This window comes from Rhodococcus sp. 15-649-2-2 (genome assembly GCF_002258645.1).
Lineage (GTDB): Bacteria > Actinomycetota > Actinomycetes > Mycobacteriales > Mycobacteriaceae > Rhodococcoides.
The window spans coordinates 20,774-40,083 of record NZ_NPFM01000009.1; the positions used below are offsets into that span (position 1 = coordinate 20,774).

A 19,310-nucleotide genomic window follows, 5' to 3' on the forward strand; every position below is an offset into this window, starting at 1 on the left:
CGGGGCCGCTCGTTTGCCGTGTGCGATCTCCCACAGGTTCAGTCGCAGCGAGCCGACATGCCGCCGTCGACGACGATCTCGGTACCGGTGATGAACCGTGCCTCGTCGGATGCGAGGAACAGTGCGACGTTCGCGGTGTCTCGGCCATCGCCCATGAAACCGATCGGAATCCGCGAGAGCCGTTGTTCGAGTAGCTTGACGACGTCACCACCGGAGCGTTGACCGGCGAGCCGAACCTCGACCATCGGCGTGTGCAGTTGTCCCGGGATTACAGTGTTGGCACGAATACCGAACGGAGCGTGTTGAACCGCGACGGACCGGGTGAATGCGATCACTCCGGCCTTCGACGCGGCGTACGCCGCTTGTGCAGCTCCGGTCCAGCGGATGCCCGATGTCGACGCGGTGTTGACGATGGCACCTGTGCCGGCCTCCTTCATGTGCGGCAGGACGTGCTTACACGTGAGAAATGTTGTCGTGAGATTGAATTCGAGCTGTTTGTTCCACTCCTCTTCGGTCATCTCCACCGGCCCACCGGCGCGAGACCCACCGACGTTGTTGACCAGTATGTCGATCCTGCCCGCTTGTTCTACACACGTGGACACGACGGTCTCGACGGCAGCGGTATCGGTTACATCGCACTGCAGGGGGATGATCGAACCTGCCGGCCCGTCGAAGCGTGCCACGGTCTCGTCGAGTGCCTCCCGGTTCAGATCGACCGCGAAGACCGTCGCGCCTTCTTGGGCGAAGCGCACCGCGGACGCACGACCGTTACCCCAACCCGGTCCGACACTTCCTGCTCCCGTTACCAGGGCAACTCTGCCTGCCAATCGACCGGTCATGCCGTCACTTCGCTTTCCGTTGATTCGGACGTGTCCGCCGACTCGGCGTGGCCGACGTGGAGTGCTACGAGAAATCGAGACACCATGTTGTACGCCGCGATGGTGCCGGTCAGCTCAACGAGTTGCTGTGTGCCCAAACGCTTGTGAACGGCCGCGCTGAGCTCGTCCGGCACCGTGACCGACCGCGTCATCGCGTCCGTGTAGGCGAGGACGAGCTGATGATCGTCCTCCAGCGGCGCGGTGTCGGCGCCGAGTCTCAGGGCGGCAACCTGCTCGTCCGTCAGCCCCTCTGCGTGTGCGATCGGGGCGTGCGCACGCCACTCGTAGTCGGCGCCGTTCAACGCGGCGATGCGGCAGATCGCGAGCTCTCGGAGCACACCGGGCAACGCCATGCTGGACCTGACGGCACCGAGCAATATATTCCATCCGTCTGCGAACGGCTCGCTGTGCAGCAGGGCCTCATCGAGCGGAGTCAAGTGGCCGCCTCTGCGGGCTCTGACTCGGTCGGCTACCTCACCGGTACCCGCAGCGGGATGCACTCTTGCCAATGGTCTGTTCCTTTTAGTTGTGGGCTCCACGAGCTCTTGGCCCCAATGGATTTCGTAGGTCGCGATCGGCGCTGATTCCGAGTCGGACGATTCGTACGACACGGATGGTTCGAAATCTCGTTCATGCGCCGACAGCCACCTCGACGGAGATCGAGGTGGCTGTCATCGTGCGTGGCTTGGCTACGTACGCAGAACCGCCGGGTCACCGACGGTGAATCCTGATCCGACCACCGAGGCCAGACGTTCGAGCCGTTGCGAGAGCTCGGCAGGATCCTGGTTCGATACCCACGGCCCGAGGCCGCCGACATGCGAGGGAAATCCGTAGGCAAGTGTCAGCATCAGGTCGATATCGCCGGGACGGTCGGCAATGCCTTCGGCCAACAACAACGATGCCTCGTTCGCCATGGACAACAGAACACGGTCGACGATGGCGTCGTCGGTGAACGAACTGCGTTCGATGCCCTTGCTCGCCGAGGATCGGTCGATCAGCTCGTGGACGGCCGGGTCGGAGATCGGGGTTCGAGAACCGTCTACGTACCGATACCAACCCGCGCCGGTCTTCTGGCCGAATCGGCCCTGCTCGCACAGAGTGTCCGCGACGTCCGGATACCGTTCGGCGGGATTGCGATCGGCACTCTTCGCCTGCCGCATCCGCCAGGCGATATCGAGCCCCGACATGTCCGAGACAGCGAACGGCCCCATCGCGAAACCGAACTGGACCAACGCTCGGTCGACCTGCTCCGGGTAGGCACCCTCTTCGAGCATCAGCTCGCATTGGCGACGATAGGCGTTGTAGATCCGGTTCCCGATGAACCCGTCGCACACGCCGGCAACGATCGGCAGCTTCTTCAACACGTTCGCCGCTGTCAACGCTCGGTCCAATGCCTCACGTGACGTCTCGCGCCCTCGCACCACTTCGAGGACCGCCGCGCGATGCGCAGGGCTGAAGAAGTGCATACCCACTACCCGACCGGGACGATCGACCGCCGTCGCAAGCTCGTCGACATCCAGATACGAGGTGTTTGTCGCCAGAGTGACGTGCGGACGAACCACATGCTGAAGCCGTTGCAGCAGTTCCTTCTTGACCGCCATGTCCTCGAAGACAGCCTCGATGACAAGGTCGCATTCGTCCAAGGACTCGACCGAACGACCGGGGCTCAGGAGCATCATGCGCTCGTCGACATCGTGCGTGCTCAGCCGCCCCTGTGCGACCGACCGCTCGTACGTCGAACGCAACTTCTCGATTGCCCGCACCGCCATGTCGGGATCCCTGTCCACGAGGACCACGGACTTCCCCGCCTCGACGAAGGCGCGGGCGATGCCGGCTCCCATCGTTCCCGCGCCGACGACACCCACCGAGTCGACTTCCCTCGGCGACGTCGGCTTGTTCGCCTTCGTCGTTTCACGTCGAGCGAAGAACAGGTGACGCAAAGCCGCCGCTTCAGGACCGTTGCGCAGTCTGGTGAATTCGGCTCGCTCGAAGGCGATCGCGGACGGCGCAGACAGCGCCACGCCGTTCAGAATCGCTGTCACCGCCGCCGCGTACTGCGGTCGTCCGCGTCCCCGCGTCAGCACTGCGTGTGCCGTCTGCTCGAACTCACCCGGCTCATCGACCGATACGACCGGAAGGTCCATCAGAACACGCTTGCCCGAGCAATTCCGAGCGAAAGAGACTGCAGCAGAGCGCAGATCATCGTCGGTCAGGCTGTCGACGAGACCGTTGTCGGCTGCCCATCGCACCGGCATGGACTTGCCGGAGGTGATCAGATCCAGCGTTCGTGAGGGTCCGATGATGCGCAACGGTCGCTGCGTGCCGCCGGCACCCGGGATCATTCCGAGGCCGATTTCCGGCAATCCCACGACGGTCCCAGGTGCAGCGATTCGGTAGTCACATCCGAGCGCCAGCTCGAAGCCACCGCCCAGCGTCGAGCCGGAGATAGCCGCGACGACGGGCTTGGCAGAGGCCTCGATTGCCGCGATGACGGTAGGCAGTGTCGGCTCGGGGACGGGTCCGTCGAACTCTCGCAGATCCGAACCGGACACGAAATGTTTGCCCGCTCCGAGGAGAACGATCGCATCGATCGCACTGTCTGCATTCGCGGCACCGAGCCCGTCCAACAGACCTCGCCGAACCGCTGCGCTACTCGCATTGACCGGAGGATTGTCGATCGTCAGAACCGCAACCCTATCCTCGACCTCGTAGGAAACGATGCTTCGCACCGCCACCGGCGTCGAGGTCATCGGGTGTCTTCCTGCCTCGGTACACGCTGACTGAACTTCCGGTCGAACACTTCCTCGGCAATGCGGTTCTTCAACATCTCGATGGATCCACCCGCGATCATCCAGCCGCGGGTACGACGCATGCAGTACTCGACGAGGGATTCGGAGCTGTAGCCCAGGGCACCCATGGCCTGCATCGCTTCGTTGGCGGCGAGGAAACCTGCCTCGTTGGCGGCGAGCTTGGCGACCGAGGTCTCGTACGCGGACGGCAGGCCGGCCGCGGCGTTACGGACGGCACGCTCGAGCAGCAGTTCGGCACCGTCGAGAGCAACCGCCACCTCGGCGAACTTCCACTGCAGGCCCTGAAATTCGTTGAGAGTGCGGCCGAACTGGGTCCGCTCACTCACGTGTGCACGCGCGGTGTCGAAGGCCAGTCGCCCCAGAGCCAATGCGCGCGAGGCGTTTCCGATGCGCTCGACGTTGAACCCGCTCATCTGCTTCTTGAACCCACCCGGTCCGAGCAGGATGTTCTCGCGCGGGACCCACACGTTGTCGAAGTAGAGTTGGCACCACTGCTCGCCGCTCATGTAGTTCGACGGCTTCCCGAACGAGAGTCCTTCGGCACCGCGCTCGACGAGAACGGAGCCGATGTTGCGGGTGCCGGGGCCGAAGCGGACGTAGATCAGAAACAGTGTCGCGTCGACGCTGTGCGTGCCCCAGATCTTGGTGCCGTTGAGCCGATACCCGTCACCGTCCTCGGTCACCGAGGTCTCCAGCTCGGTCGCGGCCGAACCTGCCCCGGGCTCGCTCATGCCGAGGCTGATCAGGGCGTTGCCCGACAACAGGTCCGGCAGGTACTTGTGCTTCTGCTCCTCGGTACCGAACTCGGCGAAGGTACGGATCGCGCCGAAGTTACCGGCCTGCAGGATGTCTGCGCTCTTGGGGCACGAGCGAGCAACTTCCTGGATGACGGCCACCGCGTCGGCCAACGATGCTCCCTGGCCCCCGTCCTTCTCGGCGATGGTCAGGCCCAGAAGATCTTGCGCGCCCAGCAGGCGAGCGATGTCCCACGAGTACGCGGGGTCATGGGCCCGTTCGAGGGCTCCGTCGGCGAGGTGCCGTTTCGCGAAGGCGCGAACCGAATCCACCAGTGCATCACGGTCGGTCATCACTGCGGTCATGATTGTCCTTCTCTCGATATTCTATAGATTCATGAAGTCTGCGAGATCGCTCTCGATTCGGGCCGGATCAGCCCATGTAACCGAACGCCTGCTTCCAGATCTCTTCGTCTCGCGCTGCGAACTCGTCGTATTCCTCTTCGGTGAAGAGATGGAACTGCGGCGAATTCGCCTGCGGCAGCTGGTACTTGTCGCCCGCTTTGATCGGGTCCATGTCGGTACGCGCCGGGACGAACCCCTGTGCCGCTGCGAATCCTTGTCCGGACTTGGACATCGTCCAATTCATGAACACCTGAGCAGCGGGATTGGCGAGACCGTTCGCGGTCATGCCCATCAAGTTTTCCGACGCCGACACACCCTTGTCGGGAATCACCAGTTCGAGAGGTGCTCCTGCGAGTTCGGCCGCGAACGCGTTGTTGAAGCTCAGCGATGCGATGGAGATTTCACCGCGAGCAAGCGCATCGACCTCGGTGGACGTCGAATCGAAGATGCGTGGATTCTGCTCTCCCTGCTTCTTCAAGAAGTCCTCGCCGAGTGTGGAGATCTGGAAGTTGGCCAGCGCATTCAGCGTTCCGCCGGTGGTCACCGCGACGACACCGAGCTTTCCCTTGTACTTCGGGTCGGTCAGGTCCTCCCACTGGGTGGGCTGATCCTCTTCGATGATCGCGTCGTTGTATCCCATTGCGTTCACGAAGTAGTAGCAGTTGAGATAGGTGTCGCGTAAACCGGTGTTCTGCTGACGGAGCAGATCGTCGAAAGGTGTTGCATACGGTACGAATACACCCTGTTCGGAGAATTGTTTCGCCACTCGCGGATCGGTCACTCGCGCGATGTCGGCACCGAGTTTGCCTGCGCCCTGCTCGGACAGAACACGTTCGGCGAGCTTGTTCGTCGGCAAACGCGTCAGCTCGATATCGAGGCCCGTCTCCTGCTTGAATCGCGCCGCAGTGAGGTCCTCGGCTTCTTTTCCGGTACCGGAGTAGAGCTTGACCACTCCCCCCTGCGCCGCATCCCAGAGTGCCTTGTCCGCAACGAGTTCCCCGTCGATCACGAGACCGTTGCTGGTGTCGACCTCCGAGGCCCGATACAGCTCGCGCGCTTGCTCGTCTTTGCCGCCGCCTTCCTGGCCGCACGCTGTCAGCGTCACGACGAGTGCGGTCGCTGCCACGAGGGCTCCGGCCACCCGCGGGAGACGTCCCTTTCGAGTAGACATTTCGATTCCTTTCGAGCCGGTTGCGTTACGCATGACCGGACCCACTCTTGGCACCGATCCGGCGCGGCAGGTAACTGAGGATGAACATGATCGCGCAGTAGATCAGTGCCAGCGCGGAAGCCTCGCGGAGCGCTCCACCGTTCTCGAACTGGTCGTAGATGGCGATCGAGAGAATGCGGGTGTCGGTGGTGTACAGGAACAGAGGCACGGTGAGCTCTCGCATGCTGAGCATCAGCAGCATCAGGAACGTCGAGGACACCGCGACGCGGAGCAGCGGAATCGTGACGAAGCTGATGGCCCGAAAGCGGCGTGCGCCCAACAGGACTGCACTGTCTTCCAGATCGCGATCCGTCGACTGGATGGCAGCAGCGATACCGCGGAAGCCCTGTGGCATCTGCACCGCGACGAAGCCGATGATCAGAACCCAGAGCGTGCCGTACACCGGGACCGGCATGACCAACCACGTCCAGAGCAATCCGATACCGAGAACGATTGCCGGGATGGCCAGCGGCACCATCGACAGCGCTTCGAGCAGACCGCGTGCATACGAGCTGGTGCGGTAGACGGTGTATCCCACAAGGAAGGCCAGCACCGTTCCGCCTGCTGCCGCCATGACCGACACCAGGACACTGTTGGTCGCTGCGGTGTGGAAGGTCTCCGAGGAGAACACGTCCGTGAACGAGGTGATATCCAGTGCGCCCGGCTCGGTCAAGGAACCGAACGACTGCATGTACGGAGAGCTGCGGATGGCCGACAGGAACAGGGCGAGCAGCGGAAGCACGATCGCCAGAACGAAATACAGCAACGCCAGCAGCAGTGCCGGTGTGCGCAGCTTGCCGAGGTCGAGGGTGCGAGCCTTGACTCCCTTGCCCGAAACCGTGGTGTACGAGCGCTTCGCCAACACCTTGCGCTGCACGATCGTGATGGCAATGACGGCGGCAACCAGAACGATCGCGATGACCGATGCCTCGTTACCGCGGGACGGCGAGGTGTTCATCAACCTGTAGATGAAGGTGGGCAGAGTGTCGATCTGCCCGGGGGTGGCCAATACCTGTGCAACAGGGAAGTTTTCGAGGATCAAGATGAACATCAACAACCCCGAACCCATGATCGCCGGCAGGGCCAGCGGGGTGGTGACCGACCGAATCGTGCGCCAGGTGGACGCTCCGTGCACGCTGGATGCATCTTCGAGGTCGGGGTTCATCAGCGACATCGAGGCATGAATGAGGAGAAAGGCGTAGGGCGCGTAATACATGGCGAACACCATGACGACACCACCGGTGGAGTACATGTTCACCGGGCTGCCCATCCCCAGATCGCGGGCTCCGACATTGAGCAGACCCGCTCCCGGACTTCCGAGAATCGACCACGCCAATGCACCCACGTACGACGGCAGGAACATCGGCATCAGGCCGATGAGAAAGACGAAGGACTTTCCGCGGACGTTCGTTCTGGCGGTGATGAATGCCAGGAAACCGCCGATGCAAAGGGCAATCGCTGTCGCGGACACCGCAATCAACAGCGAGTTCGCAGTCGCTCCGAGGACGCCGGCCTCGAGGAGAACGTCGACGTTCTTCAGCGTGAGATCGAACGAGATGCTTCCGGGGCGCGGAACCGTTTCGCTGAACGCAGCAAGCAGGACGAAGCCTGCAGGTACGAGCACGAGGAATGCGACGACGAGCAGTAGGGGGAGGCTTCCGAACTTGCCGCGACGGCCGATCTTCTTGTTGCGCTTACGCGGTACGAGTGGAAGCGGTGCCTCCGGTGCCGCTTTCTCGAGAAGGGACGCACTCATGCCGCTACCGCCACTCGGGAATCCACGACCGGTGCTTCGTCGGGCAGAACCTTGACCGCGTCTGCCGCGATGGTGACCTTGACACGCGCGCCCGGCGCCAGCACACCGTCGGCAGGTGGTGCGCACACTGCGTCGAGCTGAACTCCGCCGTCGAGCTTGACCTTGCATCGAATCGTTGCGCCCTGGAAGACGGCGATCTCGACAACACCGTCGAGGAGATTGGTGTCGGAATGGCCTGCGGCCGAGGCAACGTCACGCGGCTGATCGAGGGTGACGAGAATGTCTTCGGGTCGAATGCAGGCACTCGATGCCGCCGTGGGCACGTCGGAGCTGGACCGAAGCACAACCTCGGACCCGGTGAGGTGAAGCGATCGAGACGTCGAGTCGGCCGCGACCGAGAAGACATTGGTCACGCCGAGGAAGCTGGCGATCGAGGCGCTCACCGGCGACCCGTAGATCTGCTCGGGAGTGCCGAGCTGACTGATGCGGCCCTCCTGCATGATCGCGATGCGATCGGCCAGAGCGAGCGCTTCTTGCTGATCGTGGGTGACGTAGAGGCTCGTCAGACCACGTTCGGTCTGGATCCTGCGGAGCTCGACACGGAGGTCGTCGCGCAGCCTGGCGTCGAGGTTGGACAGTGGCTCGTCGAGCAGAAGCACGCTCGGGGCCATCGCCATGGAACGTGCGAGTGCGACGCGCTGCATCTGTCCACCGGAGAGCATGCTCGCTCCGCGGTCGGCCAGGTGCGCGAGTCCGACGAGTTCTAGTACGGCCAGCGCCTCTGCCCGACGCTTGGACTTCGCCACGCCCTTCATCTTCAGCGGAAAGGCCACGTTCTCGAGGACGGTCTTGTGCGGCCACACCGCATAGGACTGGAAGACCATGCCCACGTTGCGCTTGTACACCGGTACGACGCGTCCGGAGTTGCCGTCGAACACCGTCTTGTCACCGATCGAAATGGTTCCACCGGTGGGCATTTCGAGACCGGCGATGCAGCGCATCGTGCTGGTCTTTCCGCAACCCGACTGGCCGAGCAGGACCACCGATTCACCGTCCGGGATGATCAGGTCGAGACTCTTGATGGCTACGAAATCGCCGTAAGCGAGTTCGAGGTCGTGAACTGCAACCTCCATGAGAGGTCCTTTCTGTATCCGACGGATGACCGGCGGAAGTGGATGTCTTAGGTGGTGGTGGAGTACGCGCGCACTGCGGCGTCGAGATCGTCGAAGAATTCGAGAGTGTCGAAATTCCAGCAGGATTCGATCAGCTGTTTGGCCCCGTCCGAACCGATGAGCGGCTCGACGAGTCCGCGAGCCTTGAGCTCGAGATCGGCGTCGGACATGGGGTTGGTCGGCTCCCCGTACGGCTGCTCGACGCGGTGCACCAGACGACGTCCGTCCTTGGTGGTGATCGCAACCTCGGCCGGGCGGCCGGTCTTGGGGTACGACGCCTCGGCGGCCTCGTCCAGGCGAACAGTCACTGCGTCCATGAGCGCGACGATCTCCGCGTCCTGCCGGGTGGTCTCGGCGAAGTCCGTCATGGTGACGGCTCCGCGGACGGCAGCGACGGCGACGGTGAACGGAAGACTCAGCTGCGCCTGCAGGATGGTGTCGAGAACCCGGCCGGCGTGCCGGGTGGCGATGGCGAACGTACCGACGTCGATCGAGCTGATGTCGGCTGCATCGAGGGCGTGTTCGTTCCGAATCGCCAGGACTGCGTCGATCGCACCGTGCAGGTGTCGGCAGCACGGATACGGCTTCACGTAGGTGCGCAGTAGAACCCAGTCCTCACCGAGTCCTCGGGTGAGGGTGTCGGCGAACCAGTCCGTGCCTTCGTCCCCCGCATAGGCGGCGAAGTAACCGTCGCGACCCTCGAAGATGGTGGTGGGCCCGGTGAGGCCGGCTTCGGCCAAGTCGGCACTGGCGATGCCGTCACGGGCAGCTTTGCCTGGATGGAAGCGCTTGACCTCGGCCGAACCGCCCAGGAACTCGAAGACGCCGCTGGCGTGCGAGCCGGCGAGGCCGAGCGCGTTGGCAACGCCGTTCGCGTCGAGCTCGAGCAGAACCGCGACGGCGGCAGCAGCCCCGAAGACTCCGGCGATCGGGGTGTTGTGGAAATGGCGGTTACGCGTTGCGGGGTGGCCTGCGTCGGCAATTCTGCAGGCCAGCTCCATTCCGATGGCGGAGGCGATCAGGACGCGCTCACCGCTGATCCCACGCTCTTGAGCGACTGCGAACACGGCCGGAAAGACCACCGAGGTCGGGTGCATCGAACCCGGTGTGTACCCCTCGTCCGACTCGATTCCGTGGCCGTTGGTTCCGTTGAGCAGTGCTGCACCCAGGGCAGACGTACGACCGTGACCGATCGCAGTGGACGTGGAGCCTGTGTATGACCGCGAGACGTGCACCCCGACGGCGCGCGACACATCTCCTACCGCGCTTGCGGCTACGCCGGCCAAGTGATCGAGGAGCATGCGCCGAACATGATGATCCATGTTCGCCGGGAGTGGGGCATTGCTCTGCCTCACGATCCAGTCGGCGATATCCAGTGTCAGATTGTCCTGGGAGCTCATTCGCATCTCCGTAATCGGTCTAGTCAGTGATTGTCTCGCCGGTGGGATGGGCCTGCATCGTTATCGAACAGCGAGTTGCCGGTCACACTCCCCTGCGCTGGTGATGCACGTTACACACTCTATAGAGTGTTGTCTACTGTCCATAGTCCATGTGAAACCGACTGTTTAGGCGTAAGGTCAACACACGATGGTGTAGACAAAATAGAGCGCACTTCGCACGAAGAGAGGTCCCCGGCATGAGCGTCTCCAGTTCCGCCCCGCCAGTGAGCCGGACGAAATACGTAGTCGATCGCCTCAAGGAAGACGTTGCCAGCGGTGCGATCAAGCCCGGCGAGCTGATCAAGCAGACCGTTCTCGCCAAGCGATACGGAGTCAGCGCCACGCCGGTTCGCGAAGCACTGCGGATGCTCGAGGCCGACGGGGTCGTCTCCTACGACGCGCACAAGGGTGCGTCGGTGCGCGAAATGACGCCGGACACCGCCCGCGACCTCTATCGCCTCCGTGCCGCGGCCGAGCGCACGGCCGCCGAGATGGCCGTGGAGAGAATGACGCCGCGTGGACTCGACGCGATCCGGGCAGCACATGCAGAGCTGTCCGCCGCCCAGGAAGCGGGCACCAGCACTCCGGCCGAACTCTCGGTTCTCAATCGAGCCTTCCACTTCGCCATCTACGGCCAGACGTCCCCACTGATCGTTCAGCACCTCGAACTTCTGTGGGCCCGTTTCACCCCCGGCACCACCGTGTGGCGTCGGCCCGCAGATGCGGCCGAGCTTCAGCACGATCACGACGGCATTCTCGCCGCGATCGAACGAGGAGATGCAGGGGAAGCCGGGCGACTGACCGCCGAACACGTGGCCCGCGCCAGCCGCATTCGCGAACGGGAGCCCGACCTTCGGGCGGCAGGAGCCGACGAAATCGAGAACTTCTCGAATGAGTGACCTCCCTGTCGGTCGCGTCGAAGCCGGCAAGGGACACTGAGCGAAGATGATCAAGTCTTGGTTTGTGATGCTCTGTGCCACAACGGCACTCATCCAAGCGGTATACGCAGCAGTACGTGTGATGATCACCTACAAAGCCTTGGAACTCGGCGGTGATGCCCTGACGGTCGGAGTCCTCACGGCCCTGTATTCGCTGCTTCCACTGGTCGCGGCAATGCAGATCGGACGGGCGGTCGACGGGCGCCGGGCGGCGACCATGCTGCGCCTGGGCACCGCGATCTCACTCATCGCCGTCGCAGTCGTCATCGTGAGCTCGGGGATCGTGGTACTGGCTGCCGGCTGTATCTTGCTCGGCTTCAGCCACATCCTGACCATGGTGTCCAGCCAGGGCTACATTCCCGTCCGGTCGAAGCCGGACGACTACGACCGGCGCTTCGGGGGATTGACGGTCTGGATATCGGTGGGCCAGTCGATCGGAATACCGATCGTCGGCTTCATCGCCTCACGCAGCGACGTCGGCCACGTGGATACGCAAGGAGCCTTGATCGCCATGTTCGGCGTCGCGGTCGTGGCGTCGATCCTCACGTTGGCACCCTCACTGAGTATCAGCGGGGCCTCGGTCAGCGCGCGCAAGCAGCACGAAAAACAGTCCACACGAACGATGTTGACAACAAAGGGCATGCGTCCAGCAGTATTTTCGAGTTTGATCATTCTGACGTCGATGGACCTGATGACCGCGTACCTACCGGTCTTCGGCGAGCAGTACGGGTACAGCGTCGTAGTCGTGACAGTCATCTTGACAGCTCGCTCCGTCGCCGCCATCATCTCCCGTACGCTGCTCACTCAGCTGTTGAAAGTGGCTCCCAGACAGTGGCTTCTGATGTCCGGGAGCCTCTGCTCTGCTCTTCCCATGGTTCTGGTCCCGATCCTGCCGAACCAATGGGTAGTGGGTGTACTGATCGCGATCGCCGGATTCTTCTGGGGGCTTGTGCAACCCCTGACCATGACTTGGGTTGCCGGACTGGTGAACCCACGTAACCGTGCGTCTGCTCTCTCGCTTCGTCTGACGGGTAATCGCCTCGGTCAAGTAGTCATCCCCCTCGTCGCAGGCACCTTCGCCGGTTCGGCCGGGGCGGGTGCGGTCTTCTACCTCACGGGCGGGCTGTTGGCCGGGGCCGCAGCATCGACGTGGCGGGCTCTGTTTCGAACTCGATCTCCATGAACACTGACCTCCAGTTAGGAATGCACATGCCAGACGCCGTCATCTGCGAACCGCTTCGAACACCCGTCGGACGGTTCGGAGGCGTTTTCCGAGACATAGCCCCCGAGGAACTCGCGGCCACTGTCATCCGAGAAATAATGCATCGCACCGGCATTGCGGCCGGCCGCGTGGATGACGTGATCCTCGGCCAAGCGTCACCCAACGGAGAAGCACCCGCACTCGGCCGAGTGGCAGCATTGCAGGCCGGACTGGGCATCGAGGTCCCCGGGCAACAGATCGATCGCCGATGCGGATCCGGCTTGCAAGCAATCATCAACGCGTGCATGCAGGTTCAAACCGGAGCCAGCACTCTCGTTCTGGCCGGCGGGGCAGAGTCGATGAGCAGCGCCGAGTTTTACGCGACCGGCATGCGATGGGGCGTCAAGGCAGAATCGGTCCAGTTGGCCGACCGATTGGCCCGCGCGCGCGTCACCGCAGGAGGAGCGAACTTCCCGGTTCCCGGCGGAATGATCGAAACCGCGGAGAATTTACGCTCAGAATTCTCGATCTCCCGCGCAGACCAGGACTCGCTGGCAGTTCTTTCGCATCGTCGAGCAGTCGCAGCGCAAGCGAACGGCGTCTTCGAAGAGGAAATCGTCCCCGTGTCGGTTCCCAATCGGAAAGGGGAGCCCACAGTCGTTGCCATCGACGAACACCCGCGCGCCGACACCACCATGGAGAGCTTGGCGTCACTGCGTCCGATACGCCACCGGGTCGACCCCGATTCGACTGTTACTGCGGGAAACGCCAGCGGCCAGAACGACGGCGCGGCGCTGTGCATCGTCACGACCCCCGAGGTCGCGTCCGAGCTGGGCCTTCGACCGCTTGCCCGACTCGCGTCGTGGGCGGTGTCAGGCGTGCCGCCCCGCACGATGGGCATCGGACCGGTGCCCGCGAGCCGAGCCGCGCTCGGCCGACTGGATCTGGGACTCGACGACATGGATGTCATCGAACTGAACGAAGCTTTTGCGGCTCAGGCACTATCGGTCCTTCGGACCTGGGAGATCGAGCCCACCGATTCGCGACTCAACCCCAACGGTTCGGGCATTTCGCTCGGCCATCCCGTAGGCGCAACCGGGGCCAGAATTCTGGCGACACTGCTTCGGGAAATGGATCGGCGCGAGGTCCGCTACGGGCTCGAAACCATGTGCATCGGTGGAGGACAAGGACTGGCGGCGGTGTTCGAGCGCACAGCGCTCTGACCGGAGTCGTGGGTCAGGCGGGAGTCAGCCGAAAGATCGGAAACCGTCGTCCCTCGGCTGTCTCGACGTATTTCGCGAAGCCCTCGGACGCGTCCAAGAATTTCTGCCAGTTCTCGTCCCACTGGTCGTCGGGGATTTCCGACACCGTCACTGCGATGGTCCGGACCGCACCGTCTCCGGGAATCTCGACGTCGATGGCGGGGTGTGCACGCAGGTTGTGCACCCAGGCAGGGTGTTTGGGTGAGCCGGCGGCCGATCCGACGATCAGCCAGCTTCCGTCCTCCGGGATCGCCATCAAGGGGTTCAACCGAACCTCGCCGCTCTTGGCACCTATGGAGTGCAGAACGACGAGCGCATCGCCGAAGCCCGCCGTGGACACATGTCCGCCGTTGCTGCGGAACTCGTCGATGATCATCTGGTTGAAGTCGGCCATACGACGAGTATGACGCGCATCCCGTCGTTTCGGACCTGATCAACCCCGAAAGGCATCGGTCACCTGGCGCTGGACGGGATGCAGCGATTCGTGGCTACCCTTGAATCATGAGTGGAACCTCGAACGACCCCGCAGTCGCGACCACGAATCTTCCTGCATTCGGGTTCGAGACCACCTTGGCCGACGAGGTTCCCGGCGTCACGGTGCCGTGGCAGGGCACTCACGCACCGGGCCCTCGGGTGCTGGTCCTCAACGACGGCCTGGCCCGGTCACTCGCGCTCGACCCGGCGGCGCTGCGGACTCCGGAAGGGGCGGGCGTGCTGTCCGGGTCGATTCCTCCGGCCGAGGTTGCAACCGTGGCGATGGCCTACGCGGGTCACCAGTTCGGCAACTTCCAGCCCCTCCTGGGCGACGGTCGAGCGCTGCTACTCGGTGAGCTTCGCGACGATCGGGGCCATCGAGTCGATCTGCATCTCAAAGGGTCCGGCGCTACACCATTCTCGCGTGGCGGTGACGGGCGCGCGGTACTGGGAGCGATGCTGCGCGAATACCTGATCAGCGAGGCCATGCACGCACTGAACATTCCCACCACGCGTTCACTCGCCGTCGTCACGACCGGTGAGCAGGTACTGCGAGAAGGAGGGCCGCAACCCGGCGCGGTGCTCGCCAGGGTTGCGTCGAGCCATCTGCGGGTGGGCACCTTCGAGTTCGCCGTCCGGCGGGAAGGACTCGCGCAAACCCTCGCGGACTACGCGATCGCCCGCCACTACCCTGAAATCGTCGAGGGTGCACCTGAGGATCGCTACCTCGCCTTCTTCGAGGCCGTCGTGGATGCTCAGGCGTCCCTCGTAGCCCAGTGGATGTCGGTCGGATTCGTGCACGGTGTCATGAACACCGACAACACGACCATCTCCGGCGAGACGATCGACTACGGGCCGTGCGCCTTTCTGGACGCCTACGATCCGGCGACCGTGTTCAGCTCCATCGACCACAGCGGACGCTATGCCTACGGAAATCAGCCTGCGGTTCTCGGATGGAATCTGGCCCGATTCGGTGAAACGCTTTTGCCACTGGTGAATTCGACGCCGGACACCGCCATCACAGCCCTCACCGCGGTCCTCGACACGTACGGGGACCGCTACCGACACCACTACTCGACCGCGATGGCCCTCAAGCTCGGCCTGGCAGACGACGGCGTGGACGCGGCACTCGTGGACGACCTGCACCGGTTGCTGACCGATCATCGTGCCGACTGGACCCTGACTTTCCGCGCCCTCGCCGAGAATCTGCGCGGGAACACGGCTCCGTTCGAGGCGCTCGTTCCACCCGATGCGTCCGGAAATTGGCTCGAGCGTTGGCGCAATGCGGTTTCGGCACGCAGACAGGACCTTTCATCTGTCGCCGACGGCATGGATCGCGTCAACCCGGCATACATTCCCCGCAACCATCTGGTCGACGCTGCCCTGAATTCCGCGACCGAGGGCGATCTCGAACCTTTCGAGCGCATGCTCGACGTCGTCACGTCACCGTTCGATCGACGCGACGACCGGTCGGACTACGCCCTGCCTGCGCCCGAGAAGTTCAGTGCCGGTTTTCGGACTTTCTGCGGTACATGACTTCTTTGCAGCCCGGCCTGGTCGTCACTGCGGCGGCTCCATGAATTCGATGGTCTCGCCGTCCGGGCCCACTGCGTACATGACGCGGGTGCCCACCTTGGCACCGCCGGCAATGGGTTGGGGAGTTCCCTGCGCCGTCCATCCGAAGTCCGCGATGCGAGTCTGGGCCGGATCGATGTTGTCGACCTCGAAAGCAAGATGCGCGAAACCCGGATCGTAGGGTCGCGACGACCCCGGCTCCCCCTCCACGTTGCGATATTCCAACAGCTCGATCGTCTGACCCGCAACGGAGACCACCGCCATCCGGACCGTCGCGCCGTGCGCCCCGGTGACCTCTCCGAGAAACTCTCCGCCCATCTCACCGGTGCGTTCGAGGGTCGCTCCGAGACCGTCGATCCAGAACCGAAGGGCGTCATCGAGGGAACCGACGGAGAATCCGACATGGTCGGAGCGGTGTAGTCGAAACGACGTCGTATCAGCCATAGAACCGATTGTCGCCCTGAGCGGTTGTGCCGATAGCACCGGGTCCCTAGACCACGGTGAAGCCTTCGCGTGGTGCGCTCACGAGTTGCGCTTCTGTTCGGCTCGAATCAGGCCGCCACCGACGATCAACCGCTGAATCTCGCTGGTGCCCTCGTACAACCGGAGCAATCGCACGTCACGGTAGATGCGTTCGACCGGAACCTCACGCATGTATCCTGCACCGCCGTGGATCTGGACGGCCAGATCGGCGACCTTGCCGACCATCTCGGTACAGAACAGCTTCACCGCAGAGGGAGCGATACGCCGATCGGTCTCCTGCACCCACGCCCGCGCAGCCTCACGCACCATCGCCCGGCCCGCCATGACACCGACCTGCTGATCGGCGATCATCGCCTGCACCAACTGGAAGTTACCGATCGGCTCACCGCCCTGCGTGGACGCCGCGGCATACGACACCGATTCGTCCAATGCCCGCTGCGCCTGACCGACGGCCAGCGCAGCAATATGCACTCGCCCCCGCGCCAGAGACGTCATCGCCGCCTTGTACCCGATGTCGCCGTTCCCGCCGACCAATGCGTCGGCCTCGACGCGTACGTCGGTGAAGTTCACATCGGCGGTGCCGGAGCCCTGTTGCCCCATCTTCGCGTCCTTGACGCCCACCTCGATCCCAGCCGTGTCGGCAGGAACCAGAAATACCGCGATACCGTTGCCGCGCTCCGGTTTCGGATCCAGCTTGGCGAAGACGACGAACATGTTCGCGATCGGTGCATTGGTGATGTAGCGCTTGCTGCCGTTGATGACCCACCCGGTGCCGTCGACTTTCGCGGTGGTCCGTAGTCCCGCCGGATTGGATCCGGCCCCGTCCTCGGTGAGAGCGAAGGAGGCGACGATGTCGCCGGTTGCCATGCCCGGCAACCATTTCGCCTTCTGCTCCTCGGTACCGAAGCCCACGAGCACCTGCCCGGCGATCCCGTTGTTGGTACCGAACATCGATCGCAACGACAACGAGGTGTAACCGAGCTCCATCGCGAACTCGACATCCTGAATCAGATTGAGACCGAGCCCGCCCCACTCCTGCGGAAGCGCGTACCCGAACAATCCCATCTCCGCAGCCTGCTTACGCAGATCCTCCGGAATCGAATCGGTGTTCATGATCTCGAGTTCACGCGGCACGACACGTGACCGAACGAACTGCGAGATCTGCTTCAACACGTCCGCGAAGACGTCATCCGGTATATCGGGGTTCAGCGTGTCCATAGGACCCACTATCGAGGAGGGCGAGCTCCTCCGTCCACTGAGAGAAACGTATCTCTGCTCGACGGGGCGTATTTCCCCACGCCGGCGGAGTCGGCTCCGTCACCGAGTAGGTCCTTCGCGGCACGGTCTCCTGGCATGAGCGCTGGCCGGTGGACCGTTGAACCGAAGCAGTTCAGGACTGCTATCTCGCCGACATCGATGTCGATCTCATCCGCTCCCCCGCGCTGTCCATGGGCGAGTTGATCATCGAGACCACCCTGGTGCGACGGGGGCGCCGATTCTGCCTTCTCGATTCGGAGCTGCGCACCGCGGACGGTAAGACCCTCGTGCGATCCCACGGCCCCGAGGCCACAGCGCGTACCCGCGAGTCGTACTGAGCCCACGTCACCGCAACAGCGTCGCCCGGAGTACGGAACGCCACAGCATCGGGTCGATCTTCCTTGTCCGCTGAAACGCCTCACACACCGTCAGCGGCAAGCCGATACCATTGCTGCTCAACGGTTTTCTCCTGTCGGACGGATGCTGCGTGTGACGGCCTTGCGGTGGCCGAGCGTCGGTATGTCCAGCGGTTTGGGATGACGCGTTCCGAAGTGATCGGACCAGGATCGGTGGGGCCGATGCGGGCGAACGCCCTGAAATGCCAGGTAGGCACCGATTGCCGGCGGCACCACCCGCCGGTAGCCGGCCGATGGGTCGGGCAGCCGATGGAGTGCACGCAGGTCTTCGCTGAACACCGACAGCAGAATGCCGTCCGCGAAGCGCTTCGTGTGACCGGGGAACCACCGCTCCCGCCAATCGAGGAACAGTTGATCGACGATCTTGCGGGCCCCGTCGGTGTGCTCGTAGCGGGCCTCGTAGTCGAAGGTCCAGCGCAAGAACCCTTTCCGCGTCTGCGGAACGTCGAGTCCCATGTATTCGCCGACCTGGCGCCAGAAGTGAAAACGCGCCTCGCGCTCGTTGTCGGTGAAGACGTTCGACCCGAGGTGTTCGACGATACGATCCGGCTCGAAAGCCAGCGATCCCAGCGTGTACAGCTTGTCGTCGTCGGTGATGCCGAATCGTGAGTGGATCTGCTCCATCCGGTCGATGAACGATCGGCCGTACTCGCTCGAGTGGCCGTGATGGAGCATCTCTCCGAAGAAGAGCAGCGTGTCGTCGTTGCGTCTGCGCACGTCGTGCATCATGTCGCCGGTACCGGTTCGGTACAGAATTCGCGCGATCGACGGAATCGCCACCTGTCGGGCGAAGGCCACGGTGTATGCGGCATGAGCGAAAATGGCATCCCCGTAACGGACTTCGAGGCTCAGGTGGGTGGCTTCCTCGTTTCCGACAACCGGGTCGAGTTCCTCGATCCGGCGGCCGACCGCCCGGCCCGTCACCCACTTCCGAGACATCAGTGCGCTCGACGCCATGACTTTTCCTCCACATTCCGTCATCGGCACCAAATAGGAACGGCACCGTTCTCATTTCACCATCAACTAGGAACGCCTTCGTGTCAATATGTAACCGAAGATCGGATGACAACGAACGAAGGACGAGCGAACGATGACCACTCTCGACTCAGTGGACCCACTACTGACATTCGCCGCGGCATGGGAGCCGTACGGCGGCGCGTCGGCGAATGACCGAGGGCTCAGGATTCCGCGGCGAGGTCTCGATCATCGAGGAAGAACCCATCTCTCTCGACATCTTCGTCGATCCCACTGCGTGACATCCATTGACCCGTTGGTGAATCAGCTTCGGTGATCGAGAGGG

At 63.3% G+C, this 19,310-nt stretch carries 17 protein-coding genes; 5 read left to right on the forward strand and 12 right to left on the reverse strand.

Features of this window, described 5'->3' with window-relative positions; genetic code table 11:
• Positions 1-38: 38 nt before the first annotated feature.
• From CH305_RS04090 to CH305_RS04125, 8 genes are all read right to left on the reverse strand, one after another.
• The gene (locus CH305_RS04090) at positions 39-839 is read right to left on the reverse strand and encodes an SDR family NAD(P)-dependent oxidoreductase (RefSeq protein WP_094702817.1); all 801 of its coding nucleotides are present in this window, start codon (positions 837-839) and stop codon (positions 39-41) included.
• Entirely contained in the window at positions 836-1,378 is a 543-nt protein-coding gene (locus CH305_RS04095) for a carboxymuconolactone decarboxylase family protein (RefSeq protein WP_256983527.1), read from the reverse strand. Before CH305_RS04095 ends, CH305_RS04090 begins: the two co-directional genes overlap by 4 nt.
• A gap of 189 nt (positions 1,379-1,567) precedes the next feature.
• Entirely contained in the window at positions 1,568-3,628 is a 2,061-nt protein-coding gene (locus CH305_RS04100) for a 3-hydroxyacyl-CoA dehydrogenase NAD-binding domain-containing protein (RefSeq protein ID WP_094702819.1), read from the reverse strand.
• Positions 3,625-4,788, reverse strand: coding sequence for an acyl-CoA dehydrogenase family protein (locus tag CH305_RS04105; protein WP_094702821.1), 1,164 nt, complete (start codon positions 4,786-4,788; stop codon positions 3,625-3,627). Before CH305_RS04105 ends, CH305_RS04100 begins: the two co-directional genes overlap by 4 nt.
• 67 nt (positions 4,789-4,855) lie before the next feature.
• The gene (locus CH305_RS04110; RefSeq protein WP_094702871.1) at positions 4,856-5,998 is read right to left on the reverse strand and encodes an ABC transporter substrate-binding protein; all 1,143 of its coding nucleotides are present in this window, start codon (positions 5,996-5,998) and stop codon (positions 4,856-4,858) included.
• Between the two features lie 25 nt (positions 5,999-6,023).
• A complete protein-coding gene (locus CH305_RS04115; protein ID WP_094702823.1) occupies positions 6,024-7,793 on the reverse strand; it encodes an iron ABC transporter permease in 1,770 nt (589 codons plus the stop codon).
• Positions 7,790-8,926 carry an ABC transporter ATP-binding protein gene (locus CH305_RS04120; protein WP_037154151.1) on the reverse strand — a complete coding sequence of 379 codons (1,137 nt, stop codon included), beginning with the start codon at positions 8,924-8,926 and terminating at the stop codon, positions 7,790-7,792. The genes CH305_RS04115 and CH305_RS04120 overlap by 4 nt, the downstream gene beginning before the upstream one ends.
• 47 nt (positions 8,927-8,973) lie before the next feature.
• Positions 8,974-10,365, reverse strand: a complete 1,392-nt coding sequence (locus CH305_RS04125) for an MmgE/PrpD family protein (RefSeq protein WP_037154156.1) — start codon at positions 10,363-10,365, stop codon at positions 8,974-8,976.
• Positions 10,366-10,601: 236 nt separating this feature from the next.
• Between CH305_RS04125 and CH305_RS04130 the strand changes: the two genes are divergently transcribed.
• Genes CH305_RS04130 through CH305_RS04140 form a run of 3 tightly spaced genes read left to right on the forward strand, consistent with a single transcriptional unit; the run spans position 10,602 to position 13,766 of the window.
• Positions 10,602-11,303 (forward strand): GntR family transcriptional regulator, encoded by a 702-nt coding sequence (locus tag CH305_RS04130; RefSeq protein WP_094702825.1) that lies wholly within the window; start codon positions 10,602-10,604, stop codon positions 11,301-11,303.
• Positions 11,304-11,352: 49 nt separating this feature from the next.
• Positions 11,353-12,525, forward strand: coding sequence for an MFS transporter (locus CH305_RS04135; RefSeq protein ID WP_094702873.1), 1,173 nt, complete (start codon positions 11,353-11,355; stop codon positions 12,523-12,525).
• A gap of 26 nt (positions 12,526-12,551) precedes the next feature.
• Positions 12,552-13,766 (forward strand): acetyl-CoA C-acetyltransferase, encoded by a 1,215-nt coding sequence (locus CH305_RS04140; protein WP_094702875.1) that lies wholly within the window; start codon positions 12,552-12,554, stop codon positions 13,764-13,766.
• A 13-nt stretch (positions 13,767-13,779) separates the two neighbouring features.
• Here the strand turns inward: CH305_RS04140 and CH305_RS04145 are convergent, their stop codons facing one another.
• The gene (locus CH305_RS04145; protein WP_094702827.1) at positions 13,780-14,199 is read right to left on the reverse strand and encodes a nitroreductase/quinone reductase family protein; all 420 of its coding nucleotides are present in this window, start codon (positions 14,197-14,199) and stop codon (positions 13,780-13,782) included.
• A 107-nt stretch (positions 14,200-14,306) separates the two neighbouring features.
• Here CH305_RS04145 and CH305_RS04150 point away from each other — a divergent pair, with 107 nt between their 5' ends.
• Positions 14,307-15,815 (forward strand): YdiU family protein, encoded by a 1,509-nt coding sequence (locus CH305_RS04150; RefSeq protein WP_094702829.1) that lies wholly within the window; start codon positions 14,307-14,309, stop codon positions 15,813-15,815.
• A 24-nt stretch (positions 15,816-15,839) separates the two neighbouring features.
• Here the strand turns inward: CH305_RS04150 and CH305_RS04155 are convergent, their stop codons facing one another.
• Positions 15,840-16,298 carry a VOC family protein gene (locus CH305_RS04155; RefSeq protein WP_094702831.1) on the reverse strand — a complete coding sequence of 153 codons (459 nt, stop codon included), beginning with the start codon at positions 16,296-16,298 and terminating at the stop codon, positions 15,840-15,842.
• 78 nt (positions 16,299-16,376) lie between these two features.
• Entirely contained in the window at positions 16,377-17,555 is a 1,179-nt protein-coding gene (locus tag CH305_RS04160; RefSeq protein WP_094702833.1) for an acyl-CoA dehydrogenase family protein, read from the reverse strand.
• 230 nt (positions 17,556-17,785) lie between these two features.
• Between CH305_RS04160 and CH305_RS28700 the strand changes: the two genes are divergently transcribed.
• Complete coding sequence (locus CH305_RS28700) at positions 17,786-17,932, forward strand: thioesterase family protein (protein ID WP_141215791.1); 147 nt, start codon at positions 17,786-17,788, stop codon at positions 17,930-17,932.
• A 117-nt stretch (positions 17,933-18,049) separates the two neighbouring features.
• On the opposite strand, the gene CH305_RS04165 is transcribed toward CH305_RS28700, so the two are convergent.
• Positions 18,050-18,967 carry an oxygenase MpaB family protein gene (locus tag CH305_RS04165; RefSeq protein WP_179278178.1) on the reverse strand — a complete coding sequence of 306 codons (918 nt, stop codon included), beginning with the start codon at positions 18,965-18,967 and terminating at the stop codon, positions 18,050-18,052.
• Positions 18,968-19,310: the final 343 nt, after the last annotated feature.